Raw genomic sequence first — 15846 nt, forward strand, 5'->3', positions numbered from 1 at the left:
ATCGCGGTCTGGCGCCCGCGCGGGTCGCGGGCAACGGTCGCCAATGTAGCGCGTTACCGCTCACATTCATAGAGTCGCCGCCGCCGTCACGTCCGACCCGATTGGAGGGCACATCTCATGAAACGTGTTGCGCAATGGCGAGTTACCGCTAATGTGAGCGATAACAGCCCTGTTCGACGAAGTTCAGTCACTTGATGGAGAGTGGAATGCGACTGTCCCTGAACCCCCGCCGAGCCGCGATCGGGATCGCCGCCGTCGGCGCGATGATCCTCGGCCTCGGCGCCACCACGACCGCTGCCGCCGCGGTGCCCGAGGACGGCTTGGTGGCGTCCTACGCGTTCGACCTCGCGAGCGGATCGTCCGTGCCCAACGAGGTCGCCGGCTCCACGTTCGGCGACGCCACGGTCCGCAATGTCCAGGCCACCGACTGGACCGGTTCGGCGCTCACCCTCCGCGGCGGCGCCAAGACGTCCACCGGCAACTGGGTGGAGCTGCCCGACAACCTCCTGGCCGGCAAGGCGTCCGCGACCGTCGTCGCCGAGGTGAAGGCCTCGCAGGCGATGCTCAACGGCTTCCACTTCCTCTGGAACATCGGCAACGAGTCCTCGGCGACCGAGTACTTCTTCGCATCGCTCAACTGCGCGTCCGGCCGTGCGCCTCTCGTGGGCATCAAGTCCGCCGGCGTCGAGCGGCTCGTGCAGTCGACCTCGTGCGGGGTCACCGCGAACCAGTGGGTGAACGTGACGTCGGTCGTCGACGGCGCGTCGGGCACGGCATCCCTCTACATCGACGGCGTCCGCGTCGCGAACGGCGGCGTCGACCGCACCCCCGCGAACATCGTCGACCAGTCGCTCAACACCATCGGGCGCGCCCCGTGGCCCGACCCGCTCTTCCAGGGCGCGATCTCGTCGTTCCGCGTGTACGACCGCGCCCTCTCGGCCGTCGAGGTCGCCGCGGGATCCGACGCCGACGCTGAGGCTCACGCGGCCGAGCTGCAGGCGCAGGCCCAGGCGATCCTCAACGGGCTCGTGCTCGGCGACCGGGAGACCTCGACCGACATCGACCTGCCGACGGCGGGCGGCAAGGTCGCCTGGAGCTCGAGCAACCCCGCGGTCGTGGCTGCGGACGGCTCGGTCGCCGCACCCCTCGCCGGCCAGCCGGCCGTCGAGGTCGAGCTCACCGCGACGGCGGCCATTCGCGGCATCACCGCCACCCAGACCATCACGGTCACGGTGCTGCCGTCGTCCGAGACCGCCGAGCAGCGCGCGACGCGACTGGCCGAGCTCTTCGTCATCCCCGCGGTCGTCGAGTCGGGCACGGCGCTGCCCGCCGCCCCCGCGGGCACCGAGGTCGAGGTGACCTCGACGAGCGACGGGATCACGGCCGATGAGACGATCGTGTCCGCGGGTGACGACGCCGTCGACGGCCAGGTCGCGGTCGAGGTGACGGACACGGCGACCGGGGTCGCGGCATCCCGCACCTTCGATGTCACCGTGCTCCCCGCCGACACCACCACGCAGCTGCTCGCCTACAGCCGCGTGCCCACGACGGTTGCGCAGGCGAACAACGCCGACGTCGCGCTCAGCATGCATCTCGCCCTCGAAGGCGGCGACGGATGGGGCCCGCTCAACGAGAACTACGGCATCTTCTTCGCGAAGACCTCGGTCGCGGTTCCCGCGAACGGCACCAGCGACAGCATCATCCGGAGTCTCCGCGACCCTCACCTGTTCACCCTCGAGGACGGCGGCTACGGCCTGGTCGCGACGCGTACCGCTCGCGGCGGCGGCGCCGACGGCACCCAGACCTCCAGTGTGCTCTTCGCCCGCAGCAGCGACCTGCGCACCTACGACGAGGTCGGCATGGTGAACCTCGGCGTGACGAGCGGTGTCAACGAGCCAGCGGCCGTGTACGACTCGGCCTCCGATCGCTACATCGTGACGTGGACGTCGGATGCCGGGGCCTCGATGTATACGACCTTCACCGACATCGCCGACCCGGCCACACGGGGCGAGGTCGGCCGTGGGGTGGTGTCGGCGACCGCCGGCGCAGCCGGTGACGGCATCCCGGATTACGACTCCGGCAACACGCTTCCCGTCGACGCCCAGACCGTCGAGGCGCTCGAGGGGCGGTTCGGCCGCATCGCGAACACCGGCGTCGCCCAGCTCGACGGCGTGGAGATCGAGCAGGGCGGAGAGCTGGATGCCGCGGCCCTGCCGAAGCGCGCAGAGCTGTCGTACGACGACGGCTCCAGCGCCTCGCGCGTGATCGCATGGGATGCGGACTCCCTCGCCGCTGTCGACACGGCGACCCCCGGTACGTACGAGGTCACCGGGTCGCTCAAGACCACCGAGTACGCCACCCCGTTCGCGGACGAGCGCGCCGACCCGTCGGTGTTCCGCTACGACTGGAACGGCCAGGAGAAGTTCCTGATGATCGCCACCGAGGACATCTACGGCGGCAACATCAACCCGCAGGGCGGCGCGCACATGCCGATCCGCATCGCGGACAGCATCGAGGACCTCTCGGACGAGGCAGTCGACGCAGGCCGCAACGTCGAGATCGACCTGCTGCGTCGGGGCGACACCGACGCCGACGGCGCCGTGATGACCGGCTGCTTCTGGGCGCCGGAGTATCACGTCATCGGCGGCAGGCTGTCGATCCTGTTCATGCCCTGCTACAACGGCACCAACGGCCAGCCCGACATGTGGACCGGGCGGGCGAGCATCATCCAGCTGAAGCAGGACGCCCAGGGCAAGGACCTCGACCCGGCGGTCCCCGCGAACTGGACGAAGGCGCAGAAGGTGCTGCGCTCGAACGGCGGCATCCTCAACCCGTCGCAGAACATCTCGCTCGACATGACGTACCTCGAGGACTCCGGTCAGTCGTACTACGTGTGGCAGCAGCTCGGAGCCCTGTTCATCGCGAAGATGGATCCCGCGAACCCGACCCGCCTGACGTCAGAGCCGGTGCGCATCCTCGTACCGGAGTACGCGTGGGACAACACCATCGCGGAGGGCCCGAACGTGTACGCCCACGACGGCGTGCTGTACCTGATCTACTCGGGATCGACGGTCGGCGACACCTACACGACGGGGCTCGCCACCGCGACGGCCGGAGAGGGCGTGGACCTCACGTCGCCCGCCGCCTGGAGCAAGCTGAACTACCCGATCCAGAAGTCCGGCGTGTTCAACGGCGATTGGCAGCTCGGCACCGGCCACGGCATGTGGTCGCACGACGAGGACGACAACCTGCTCTACGTCTTCCACGCGCGCACCGACAACAACGGCCTGAGCGGCCGCGACATGTTCGTCCGCCGCGTGCACTGGGCCGCCGACGGCCTGCCGGTCTTCGACATGGAGGCGGATGAGGAAGTCGCGCCCGACAACCGCGCGGTGTCGACCACGGTCACCGTCACGGCCCGCGCCCCCGAGCTCGACGTGACCGGCAAGATCACCGCGCGCTGCGTCGCCGGCAAGGTCGTCCAGGTCCTCACGGTGACCAACGGTGAGGGCGTCCCGGTGACGGTCTCGGCGGCCGGTCCGTTCGGCACGAAGGCATTCGGCGCGGTGTCCGCGGGCAAGAGCACGTCGACGTCGTTCACGACCCGGCAGGCCTCGATCTCGGACGGATCCGTCACGCTCACCGCCGCTGCGACGGTCGGCGGCTCACCGGTGACGGTGACGACCGCCGTGCCGTATCCCGCGGCGAACTGCGGCTGAAAGACCCGGAACCGGGCGGCACGAGCGCCGCCCGGTTCCGAACCACTCCCGCGCGCGGGAGCTCTGGCGTCTCGCGGCCACGACCGCGGCCGGCGGAGCAGCGTGCGGTCGAACGATCACACCACCCGGAGGAAGGGAACGCAGTGAATCGAAGAGGCAGTGAGATCGCGGGGGCGCCGAGGGGCCCACGCACGGCGCGGGGGACGAAGATGCTCTCGGGCGCCTTGGGAGTCGCCCTCGTGGCCGGCACCATCGGGATGAGCGCCCCGGGGGCGGCGGTCGCCGCAGAGCCGGCGTCGCTGCTGGCGTCGTACGACTTCTCGGAGGCGAGCGGCACCGTCGTGCACGACGTCTCCGGGGCGGGCCGTGACGGCACCGTCGTCGGGGGAGCGGCCTGGCGCGGCGGCTATATGCAGTTCACCGGCGCGAACCATGTCCAGCTGCCGAACAACCTGCTCTCCGGGCAGAGCGCGGCCACGATCGTCATCGAGACCAGCCCGACGGCACTGTCCGGCAACAAGTTCCTGTGGAACATCGGCGGGTCGGGCGACTCGTCGACCGGCCAGTTCTTCATCCAGCCGGTCGCGCCGCGCGTCGCGATCTCGAAGACCAACTGGTCGGGCGAGCAGTCGGTCACCTCGGCGACCAAGCTCGTCGAAGGAAAGTGGCAGTCCGTCGCGGCGACGATCTCGAAGAACGCCACCGGCACGGCATCCACGCTGAAGCTCTACATCGACGGCGCGCTGGTCGCCACGAAGGCGGATTCCACCGTCAGCCTCAACGACCTGACGACGCACACCATGAACTACATCGGCAAGAGCGCGTACGCGGGCGACTCCCTCTATCAAGGCGGCGTCTCGGCGTTCCGCGTGTACAACGAGGCGCTGTCCGCGACGGACATCGCGGCGGCATCGGCGACGGATGCTGCGGCATCCGCCACCGAGACCGCGAACGCGATCGACCTCGCCGCCGTCAACGCACAGAATCTCGGCCAGGTCGAGTCGGATCTCTCGCTGCCCACCACGGGCGGAGTGACCTGGACGTCGTCGCCCTCGGGAATCGTGGCTGCGAACGGTCAGGTCACGCGCCCCTCGGTGGATACGCCCGTCACGCTGACCGCGACCGCGACGGTGCGCGGCCAGACCGCGACCAAGAACTTCGCGGTCACGGTGCTGAAGGCGCCCACTGCGGCCGAGCAGGCGGCACGCGCCGCCGAGACGCTGCTGGTGCCGTCCGTGCTGGAGAAGGGCTACGTCCTTCCCGCGACCGCCCTCGGTCTGCCGGTGGTCTGGTCGCACGTCTCCGGCGCCGGGTCGGTCGCGAGCGGTGCCATCGCCTCCGCACCGACATCGGGCTTGGGCGCGGCGAAGCTGCAAGCCGTCGTCGGCACCGGCGCGGATGCCGCCACGACGCAGGTCGACGTGCGCATCGCCGAGAGCGGGGCCTCGCGCCTGGCGGCCTACACGACGTCGAAGAACGTCCGGGGCGGCGACGATCCCGAGGTCACGCGCTCGGGCCACCTCGCGCTGAGCGCCGACGGCACCACGTTCACCCCCCTGAACTCGGGCACGGGCGTGGTCTTCCCGACGGTCAGCGGCATGACCGAGACCAACAACGGCACGAAGCGCTACCTCGCGCAGCCCTATCTGTTCAGGCTGGAAGGCGACGAGGGCTTCGGCCTCATCGCCCGCCGCACGAACGACGCGGGCGCGGCTGACGCCGCCGGTGCGCTCGTGTTCACGTCGCCCGACCTGGTGGACTGGACCGAGGTCGGCTACGTACCGCTTCCGGGCCAAGGCACGACCGGTGCGGTCTCGGCCGAGTGGGACTCCCGCGCGAACGCGTACCGCATCGTGTGGACCACCGCGGCCGGCTCTGCGCTGACCGGGACCACGGCCGACTTCGCCTCCGTGTCCGCGGTCAAGACCGGCCAGCAGCCGACGGGCCGCACCGGCGCCATCACGGTGACGTACGCCGAGACGGCATCGATCGTTCCGGTCACCTCTGCCGAGGCCCGCGCGGTCGACCAGCTTCTCGGACGGGTCCGCAACACCGGCCTGCAGACGCCGGACGACGTGACGGTCGCGGCCGGCGGTGCGCTCGAACTGCCCGAGAAGGTGACAGCCGACTACTCCGACGGAGGCACGCACGACTTCCGTGTGACCTGGGACACGTCGGCGGTCGACACCTCGACGCCTGGCGATTACACGGTGAACGGCACGCTTCAGCGCACCGACACGATCTTCCCGCTGATCGCGAACCGCGCCGACCCGCATGTCCTGCGGTACACCCTCCCGAACGGCGACAAGACGTGGCTGTTCATCTCGACCGATGACAACGGACAGGACGAGTTCTTCATCCGTCAGGCCGACACGATCGCGGGACTCGCGACCGCCGCCGACCACAAGATCCTCGGCTACGGGCTGTCGGGCACGTCGGTGAACTCCCAGCTGTGGGCACCGGAGCTGCATGTCGTCGACGGCGACCTGTACATCCTGTTCGCTGCCAACGCCAACAGCGCCAACTCATGGACGGGCGTGCAGTCCTACTCGATGCGACTCACCCCGGGTGGCAACCCGCTCGTGCGCGCCGACTGGCAGAGCCCGCAGCGGGTCGTCGACGCCGCCGGGCAGCCGTTGACCACCTACGGCACGGGCATCACGCTCGACATGACGCACTTCGAAGACGCCGGCACCGACTACGTCGTGTGGTCGGAGCGTGTGATCGCGCCGGCGACCGGCCCGGCCGTGCTGAAGATCGCGAAGGTCACGCCGTCGGCGACCGGCGCGTGGCAGCTGTCGGGTCAGCGATCGACGATCGTGTACCCGGACGCGAGCTGGTCGGACAACACGTCGGCCGTCGCCGAGGGGCCGTTCGTCATCCAGCGCGACGGCAAGATCATGATCACCTTCTCGGGCTCGAACATCGACTGGACCTACGCCGTGGGACTCGCCACTGCGGAGTCCGGTGCCGACCTGCTCGAGGCGTCCGCGTGGAACATCCGCAGCTATCCGATCTGGAGCTATGAGGGGGCCTTCGCCAACAACTGGGGTCCCGGCCACAACTCGTACACGTACGACGACGACGGCAATCTGCTGAACATCTTCCACGCGAAGCTCACGCAGAACGGCACCCGCGACGCGGGTGTGCGCATGGTGTACTTCCGTGAGGACGGCAGCCCGATCCTCGACATGACGGATGCCGAGTGGCTCGCCACGGCCAACCGCACGGTGACCGTGAAGGTGACGGTCGCCGAGGAGCCCGGTCTCGATGTCACGGCCGCCGTGACCTCGCGATGCGTGGCGGGCAAGGTCGTGCAGGTGGTCACCGTGACCAACGGCGAAGACGTGCCGGTGTGGGTCTCGGCGTCGGGCGCGTACGGCTCGAAGACCTTCGCGTCGATCGCCGCGGGCAAGAGCTCGTCCGCGTCGTTCTCGACGCGTCAGGCCTCGATCGCGGGCGGCTCGGTCGAGCTCACGGCCACCGCCACCATCGAGGGATCGCCGGTCACCGTGACCAACGACGTCGGGTACTCCGCGGCCAGCTGCGGCTGATCGACTGATCACTGTCGAGGGCGGCGGCACTTCCCCGTGCCGCCGCCCTTCGTCGTGCCCGCGCGGCCGTTCGAGGTGGCACGACGCGCCCTTTCGCGTGATCGATGCGGCGTGGTGCGCCACCCGAATGACCGGGACACCGCGTCGCGGGACGGATGCCGCGGGCCGCGGCATCCGTCATCCCTCGAGCGCGCGGGCGGGCGCAGCAGAGCGCCCCGCCGGCCGAAGCCGACGGGGCGCTCGAGCGACGCGGGGGTCAGCCGCAGGAGGCCGCGGCGAAGGTCGCCGACTTCTCCGCGGAAGTGCTCCCGGCGCTCACGGTCACTGCCACCGAGCCCGTCGGAATGGCGGCGAGCCGCGTCGTGAACGCGGCCGACGTGCTCTTGCCGGGCGGCACGGCGGCCACCGTCTTGGAGCCGTACGGCGTCGTGATCGCGAGCGCCACCGGCGCGCCGCCGTCGTTCGCGGTCGTCACCGTCAGCACGACCTTGCCGGCGACGCAGCGCGTCGCGGTGGTCACGGTGACCGGCAGCGGCGCGGCCGCGACGACGACGTCCGCCGTCACGGTGATCGCCGTCGAGCTGAACAGCGTGCGGTCGGCGGCGTTGTACGCCGTCGAGCCGCCCGCACCCACCCACTGGTTGAGGTTCGCGCCGATGGTCTGCACCACGCCGGTGACCTCGTAGGTGCCCGCGACGTCGGTGTCGACATCCGTCACGTCCCACGTGACCGGCTGCGACGCCGTCCCGCGGCCGTACGCCAGGGCGACCTCGGCCTCGCCGGGCAATGCCTCCCGCACGACATCGGCCGATGCACCCGCGGCGACCTCGATGCTGCCGAGCTCCGAGATGACGGCGCCCGTGGCGTCGGCCTCGCGGATCGTCTCGTACTGGCCGAACGTGAGCGGCACGATCCCGCCGTGCTTGGTGCTCGGCGCCATCGAGAAGCTGCTCGAGACGAGCTGCGTCCAGCCGGCATCCAGATCCGTCGCCTGCATGGGACGGTAGCCGGTCGAGGGGATGACGTCGACGTAGAGGTACCACTTGTCCTCGCCGTGGCGCTGGAACACCGCCGGACCTTCGACGCCGCCGGCGTTTCCGCCCGACCACACGGCGCCGATGCGGGTCTGGATCTGCGTCCAGGTCGCGGTGGGCGCCCACCAGTCCGCCGCGGGCGTGGACTCCATGTAGATGCCCTTGCCCGCGGAGTTGTCCTTGGTGATCCGGTAGGTCTTGCCGTCGTCCTGGATGATCGTCGTGTCGATCGTGTTGCCGCCCGCGTCGATGAAGACGCCGCCGTACTGGTAGGTGTCCTGCGTGAAGTCGGTCGTCGCACCCCACAGGATGCGCGAGTACGTCGAACCCGTGTGCCCGGCGTTCGTGTACACGTTCGACGACCAGTAGACGACGAACGCGCCGCTGCCGTCCTCGTTGTACCCGGGGACCCACGTGGCCTCCGGCGCCCACGCCATGCCGAGCTCGGCCACTTCGGTGCCCGCGGGGGACTGGGCGACGTCGAACTGGCGCAGGTCGCTCCACGTGACGAGGTCCTTCGACTCCCACACGTTGAGCTTCGTGCTGCCCTGCGACGACCAGTAGCACCACTCGGTGCAGCCGGTCACGCCGCGGTCGCCGCCGAAGACGCGCAGATCGGTGGCGATGATGTAGTACGTCCCGGTCTCGGGGTTGTACGTCAGATAGGGGTCGCGGATGCCGGTGGTCCCCAGCTGCGACGCGAGGATCGGCTTCCCGCCGTTCAGCGGGTCCCAGTGCTCGGGGTTGTCGCCGCGCGACACGTCGAGGTAGATCTTCTCGGCGTAGCCCGCGGAGTCCTCGATGAAGTGCACCATCGCGTAGCCGAACGCGTCGTCCTCACCGGGGACGGGCTCGATCGTCACCGGCACGGACTTCGACACGCTCGTGCCTCGCACCGTGGCGGTCGCCGTGAGGGCGGTGGTCACCGTCGCGGAGCCGGTGGCGGGCTGCGTCGCCGACACGGTCAGGCCGTCCTCGGCCACCTCGAGCGCGGGGTCGGCCGAGGTCCAGGTCACGCGGCCGCCGTAGCCGGGCAGCGTCGTGGCGGCTTCGTCGATCGTCACCGCGCCGACGCCGTCGAGCACGGTCTGCGCCGCCTGCTGGAAGGACGAGGCGTGGAGCGCGGCATCCGCATCCGACACGTCGCCGACCTCGGCCGCCGTCAGGGCACGGTCGTACACGCGGAAGGTCGAGACCTCTCCCTTGTACATCGGGTCGGGGTAGGGCGCGCGGCCGATCGCGTTGAGGGTCTGGTTGGTGATGGATGCCGGTGTCACAGCCGTCGCGGTGCGCGCGACCTGTTCGCCGTCGACGTAGAACGTGATGGTGCCCGCGGCCCCGTCGATCACCGACGTCAGGCTGTACCAGCGATCGGACGACAGGGCGGTGCCCGAGCGCGCGTTGACCTCGCCGCCACCGCCGCCGGTGGTGATGGTGGTGCGCGGGTTGTCGCGCACCGACGCGAAGTAGTACTGGGTCGTCGAGTCGCTGCCGATGTTCCAGAGGAAGTTCCAGTTGTTCTTCATGGAAGCGTCGAGCTTGGTCTCGATCGTGACCGTCGCCGAGGTCTTGCCGCTCAGCAGGTTGTCGGGCAGACGGACCCAGCTCGCGGTGGGGCTCGTCTTGGCGCCACCGGTGAAGACGAGCGACGAGCCCGTCCAGAGGCTGTCGGTGCCGTTCATGACGGTCGCGGCGCCGACCGGGCCGGTGGCCGAGTTCGGTACGGACGAGCCCGCGGTCTCGTCGAAGAGGTACTCCGCGAGGAGTCCGGCCGTCGGGACCGGGGTGGCGCTCATGGCAGGCGCCGCGGCGAGCGGCGCGAGAGCGCCGAGCACCATCGCCGCACCCGCGGCCGATGCGATCAGGGCGCGTGTGCGCCGTCGGGATGTGGGCTTCGTGCGTGTCGAGGAACGTGCCGGATCCACTCCAGCTCCTTTGCTCTGGCGAGACGGTTCGGTGCACGAGACGGGACGGCGAAGCGCGCGAGTGCATGTTAGCGCTCACGCGGATGTCGATCAACGATGCGATCACCTCGGTCCGCGACTCTTGACATCCCGAGAGTTCGCGCTAACATCGAACTCACAGCAAACTGATAGCGCTAACACGAGTGCATCCCGCTCGACAGGACAAGGGAGCCCTGCAGCCTTGGCGAAGACCACCCGGAGCACCGTCGGCACGCACCTGCCGCATCCGTTCATCCGTCGCACCATCGCGCTCGGCGCGACCGTCGCGCTCGCCGCCGGCGCGCTGGCCTTCGGGCTGCCCTCGGCTGCCGCAGCCGCCGACCCCATCTCGATCGCCTCAGCCAAGGTCCTCGACCTCAAGTTCGAGGGCGACCTCGCCGACGCGAGCACGAACGCCGCGGCGGTCACGATGCAGAAGGGCACCGCCGCCTACGCCGCGGGTGTCAGCGGGCAGGCCTTCAACCTCAACGGCTCCAACGCCATCCGCCTCGGCACCGCGGGGTACCTGCAGCCTGCCGACCTCACGGTGTCGTTCTGGTACAAGCCGAATGCGGCCATGTCGGGCGAGCAGGTGTTCGCCTGGAGCAAGACGGTGTACAACTCCGACGGCTGGTACCTGACCTCGGAGGCCAACGGCACGCCTCTCGCCCTCTCGGTCGGTCCGTCCTCGGGTCAGCCGTACAAGGTGGCGGTCGACGCCGCGCGCGCCGACTTCTTCCCGACCGGCCAGTGGACCCACGTGGTCGTGACGTATGACAAGGCGACGAAGGCCGTCTCGTTCTACCGCAACGGCGTGCGCCAGATCTCGACCGTCAAGTACGCAGCTACGGGCGCAGCCACCGGAGTGCTGGGTTCGGAGAGCACCACGGTGAAGACCCTCGGCTACAACGGTCCGAACTACAACGGCGCGCACGCGAACGGTCTCCTGGACGACTACACCTTGTACAACGGTGTCGCGACGATCGCGGATGTCGTCGCGCTGACCAAGCAGAACAACCCGGCCTTCGATCCCGCCGCCGTGGCGCAGTCGGCGCTCGACGCCGTGAGCGTGCCGACCACCGTGTCCGCCGACTTCGGTCTGCCGGTCACCGCCTCGAACGGCACGGAGCTGTCGTGGGAGTCCTCCGACGCCGAGGTGATCTCGATCGCCGGGGGCGCGGCATCCGTCACCCGCCCGGCCGGTTCCGACGCGACCGTGACCCTCACCGCCACCGCGGCCTACGGCGGCAGCGCGCCGGTGACGAAGACCTTCACCGTGACGGTGCCGAAGGGCGGCGCATCCACGTCCATCTATGTCGAGGAGACCGACTTGAGCGAGGTGCTGCTCGAGGACCCGTACCTGGTCAACGGCAACCAGAAGATGGTCGAGTACCTGCTGAGCCTCGACCCGGAGCGCTTCCTGTACTCCTTCTATACGCAGGCCGGGCTTCCCACGACGGCCCAGCCCTACGGCGGCTGGGAGCGGACCAGCGGTACGCGGTTCCAGGGGCACTTCTTCGGCCACTACGTCTCGGCGCTGTCGCAGGCGTACGCGACGGAGAGCGACCCGACCACCAAGGCGGCGCTGCTCGCCAAGCTCACCACGGCCGTCGATGGTCTCGACCGCGCTCAACGGGCGTACGCCGCCCTCGACCCGAGCAACGCCGGCTACGTCTCGCCGTTCTCCACATCGGTGCTGCCGAGCGGCGGCGGCGGGCTGCTCGTTCCCTTCTACAACCTGCACAAAGTACTGGCAGGCCTCCTCGACGCGCACCAGTACGCACCCGAGGCGGTCTCCGACAAGGCCCTCACCGTCGCGAGCGGATTCGGCACCTGGGTGCGCAACTGGGCTGCACGCCAGTCCAACCCGGCGTCGATCCTCAACACCGAGTACGGCGGCATGAACGAGGCGCTCTACGAGCTGTTCAGCATCACGGCCGACCCGGCGCACAAGCGCGCGGCGGAGTACTTCGACGAGGTGACGCTGTTCCAGCAGCTCGCGGCGGATCAGGACGTGCTCGACGGCAAGCACGCGAACACGACCATCCCGAAGCTCATCGGCGCCCTCAAGCGCTACACGGTGTTCACCGACAACCCGAGCCTGTACGCGATGCTGACCCCCGCCGAGAAGAGCAGCCTCGGCATGTACCGCACCGCCGCTGAGAACTTCTGGCAGATCGTGGTCGACGACCACACCTATGCGAACGGCGGCAACAGCCAGTCCGAGCACTTCCACGGCGCCGACGAGCTCTACGAGCACGCCACCAACGGCACCACGTCGGGGTACGGCGAGAACTCGACCTCCGAGATCTGCAACGAGTACAACATGCTCAAGCTGACCAAGGCGCTGTTCCAGGTGAGCCCCGAGGTCAAGTACCCCGACTTCTACGAGCACACCTACATCAACGCGATCCTCGCGCAGCAGAACCCCGAGACCGGCATGATGACGTACTTCCAGCCGATGCAGGCGGGGTACGCGAAGGTGTTCGGCAACCCGGTGGACGAGTTCTGGTGCGACCACGGAACGGCGACCGAGAGCTTCACCAAGCTGGGTGACTCGATCTACTTCCGCAAGGGGTCGTCGGTCTACGTCAACATGTTCCGCTCGTCGGTGTACACCGACGAGGAGCACAACCTGCGCCTCACGCAGACGGCCGATGTGCCGGCCGACGAGACGGTGACGTACACGATCGAGGCGATCGACGGCGGCGAACTGGCCGAGGGCACCACGCTGCGCCTGCGCATCCCGAGCTGGGCGGCCGCGACGCCGACCCTGACGGTGAACGGCGCGGCACAGGATGTGGCCGCGCTCACGCAGGACGGCTACATCGTGCTCGAGGTCGCCGCGGGCGACGAGCTCACGTACCTGCTGCCGGCCGAGGTGCGCGTCGACGACTCGACCGAGAACCCCAACTGGGTGGCCTTCACCTACGGGCCGGTGCTGCTGGCGACCGAGCTCAACCGGACGAACGTCGGCGCGACGTACGTCGCGGGTGTGCTGGTGCGCATGAGCACCGCCGACAAGTCGGTGAGCAACGACGTCGTGGTCGACGACGCCGAGGCGTTCAAAGCGGGCATCGCCGAGAATCTCGTGCGCATCGAGGACGGCGAGAACCTCAACGGCATCGAGACCATGCGCTTCACGCTGAAGAACGCGGATGCCGCCTCCGAGGCGCTCACCTTCGAGCCCTGGTACAGCCTGTACAACGCGCGCTACGCGATCTACATGGACCTCATCGAGCCCGACTCCCCGCAGGCGCAGGAGCTGATCCTCAAGAGCAAGCAGCAGCTGCGCATCGAGGAGACCACGATCGACTCGCTCACGTCGTTCGACAACAACAACAGCGAGGCCGACAAGAACCACAAGTACAACAAGTCCGGTGTGGGCGTCTGGCTGGGCGAGGGCTACCGTGACGGGCAGATGGCCACCGACGCGTACTTCCAGTACGACATGATCGTCGACCCGTCGCTGCCCAAGAACTACCTGGGCGTCCGCTACTTCGGCGGTGACAACGGGCGCACGTTCGACGTGTACGTCAACGACGTCCTGCTGAAGAACGAGCGCATCACCAACGCCGGGGGCGCGACCACGTGGTACGTCCAGTACGACGAGATCCCGGCATCCGTGCTCGCGGGCATCGAAGCGAAGGACAGCTACAAGCGCAATCAGGCCGGCCAGTACGTGCTGGATGCGAACGGTGAGAAGATCCCCGTCGTGACCGTCCGCTTCCAGGGCAACGGCACCAGCTACGTGGGCGGCGTCTACGGCGTCTACACCGCCTCGAAGACCACCTACGGGAAGGATGCCGATCTCTCGGGCCTCTCGTTCGAGGGCGGCGAACTCGCACCCGCGCTGGCCGGCGGCGTGTACTCGTACACGGCCACCGTTCCGGAGGACGCGACGACGGCGACGTTCGACGCGGATCCCGCGGTGCCGAGCGGCCTGGTGTACGTCGGTGACGTGCTGATCGACGACACGCAGCCGCGGACGGTGTCGCTTGCGGCGGAGGGCCCCACGGTCCTCACGCTGCGCAGCACCGCGCAGGACCACACCGCATCGGCCACGTACACGATCTCGATCGTGCGAGCCGAGCCCGAGCCTGCGCTGCAGGTGACCGCGACGGCGACCGCGCGCTGCGTGGCGGGCAAGGTCGTGCTCGCCGTGTCGACCGCCAACGGCGCGGACGTGCCCGTGGCGCTGTCGATCGCGACGCCGTTCGGCTCCAAGCAGGTGGCGAACCTTGCCGCCGGCAAGACGACGACAGCCGCGTTCACGACGCGCCTCACGCAGATCGAGGCGGGCTCCGTCATGGTCACTGCGACGGGGTCGGTGGGCGGCGAGCAAGCCACGCAGACGGTGCCGGTGGCATTCCCGGCCTTCGTCTGCGGCTGAGACTTCCCGGGGGGATGCCTGGACGGAGGCATCCTCTCGGGGGACCAACCCGAAAACTGCGAAAAGGTTATCGAAAAGGTTGTTCTCGCTAACCGTTATCGCTAACATCAATTCGAGCCCGACGATCCACTGCCGGATCCAGAGCAAAGGTGCATCATGCTCACGCTTTCGAACCGCCCCCGCCGGGGCACGACGCAGCCCTCGCCGGCCCGTGTCGTCGCCCGTGCGGTGCCGGTGAGCAGCACCTCGTTCACTCGTTCGCCCGCACCCCCGCGGGCCGGGGGAGCGGAACCGGCAGCGCTCGCGGGCGCAAACGACGTGTACTGGGGAACTCGCGGCGAACGCCCGGATTCCCGCGAGACTCGACGACCGGACGGACCGGTCGCTCGCGAGTTCGGTTCGGCAGAGATGCCGGCCGGGGAATGGAGACAGAAGCAATGAACAAGAAGGGCTTCATCGCTCGCGCCGCGGTCGGCGCGCTCGGCGGCGCACTCCTCATCGGCGGCGCCGGAGCGGCGATCGCAGACGAGCTCGGTGGCGACGACGTCGATGTCAGTGTGAACATCGAGGCGCTCCCGCCCGTCGGCGCGCTGACGATGAGCGTGGCATCCTCGAGCACCACGCTGGCAGAGGTCCCGTCCGCCGATCCCGAGCTCCGCCAGTTCGACGGAACCCTCCCGACGGTGACGATCACCGACGACCGTGAGGAAGCTCCCGCCGATCAGTACTGGTACGTGACGGGCCAGTCGTCGGCCTTCACCGCCACCGGCGCGCCGGCCATCGGCGCCGGCAACATCGGCTGGCTTCCGGCGCTGCTGACGGGTAACGACGAGCAGGTGCTTCCCGGTGACGAGGTCGTGACCGTTCACGACGACGCGACCATCGCCGCTGGGACTCCGGCGGCGAACAACGTCGGTCTGGTCAGCGAGGAGCTGCTCGCCTTCGCTCCCAACATCGAGGGAGAACTCGCACCCGGCGTGTGGTCCGCCAACGCGAAGCTGTTCCTGAAGACGCCGGTCGACGTCGCTCCCGGCAGCTACACCGGCAAGATCACGCTGACGCTGTGGGAAGAGCCCATCGACTGATCGAACACGACGAGTTCGTGTTGAATCGGGTCGAGGGCGCGCCCCGCGCGGCCCCGACCCCCCCCGGTGGGAAATGCGGGGGCCAACTTGAAAAAAAACCGCCCCCAGGGGCCCGGCG

At 69.1% G+C, this 15846-nt stretch carries 5 protein-coding genes; 4 read left to right on the top strand and 1 reads right to left on the bottom strand.

The window, feature by feature from the left end:
• Positions 1-206: 206 nt before the first annotated feature.
• Together ACFC1K_RS05750 and ACFC1K_RS05755 are read left to right on the top strand one after the other, a co-directional pair.
• Entirely contained in the window at positions 207-3719 is a 3513-nt protein-coding gene (locus ACFC1K_RS05750; RefSeq protein ID WP_375870823.1) for a family 43 glycosylhydrolase, read from the top strand.
• A 239-nt stretch (positions 3720-3958) separates the two neighbouring features.
• Positions 3959-7273, top strand: a complete 3315-nt coding sequence (locus ACFC1K_RS05755) for a family 43 glycosylhydrolase (RefSeq protein ID WP_375870824.1) — start codon at positions 3959-3961, stop codon at positions 7271-7273.
• Positions 7274-7529: 256 nt separating this feature from the next.
• Here ACFC1K_RS05755 and ACFC1K_RS05760 read toward each other — a convergent pair whose 3' ends face one another.
• Complete coding sequence (locus tag ACFC1K_RS05760; protein WP_375870825.1) at positions 7530-10103, bottom strand: LamG-like jellyroll fold domain-containing protein; 2574 nt, start codon at positions 10101-10103, stop codon at positions 7530-7532.
• A gap of 349 nt (positions 10104-10452) precedes the next feature.
• On the opposite strand from ACFC1K_RS05760, the gene ACFC1K_RS05765 reads away from it, so the two are divergent.
• Together ACFC1K_RS05765 and ACFC1K_RS05770 are read left to right on the top strand one after the other, a co-directional pair.
• Positions 10453-14643: a beta-L-arabinofuranosidase domain-containing protein gene (locus ACFC1K_RS05765; RefSeq protein WP_375870826.1), complete on the top strand. Its 4191-nt coding sequence runs from the start codon at positions 10453-10455 to the stop codon at positions 14641-14643.
• Between the two features lie 437 nt (positions 14644-15080).
• Positions 15081-15728, top strand: coding sequence for a hypothetical protein (locus tag ACFC1K_RS05770; RefSeq protein ID WP_375870827.1), 648 nt, complete (start codon positions 15081-15083; stop codon positions 15726-15728).
• Positions 15729-15846: the final 118 nt, after the last annotated feature.

This window comes from Microbacterium sp. NPDC056057, from assembly GCF_042266945.1.
In the GTDB taxonomy this organism is placed as follows: Bacteria; Actinomycetota; Actinomycetes; order Actinomycetales; family Microbacteriaceae; genus Microbacterium; species Microbacterium trichothecenolyticum_C.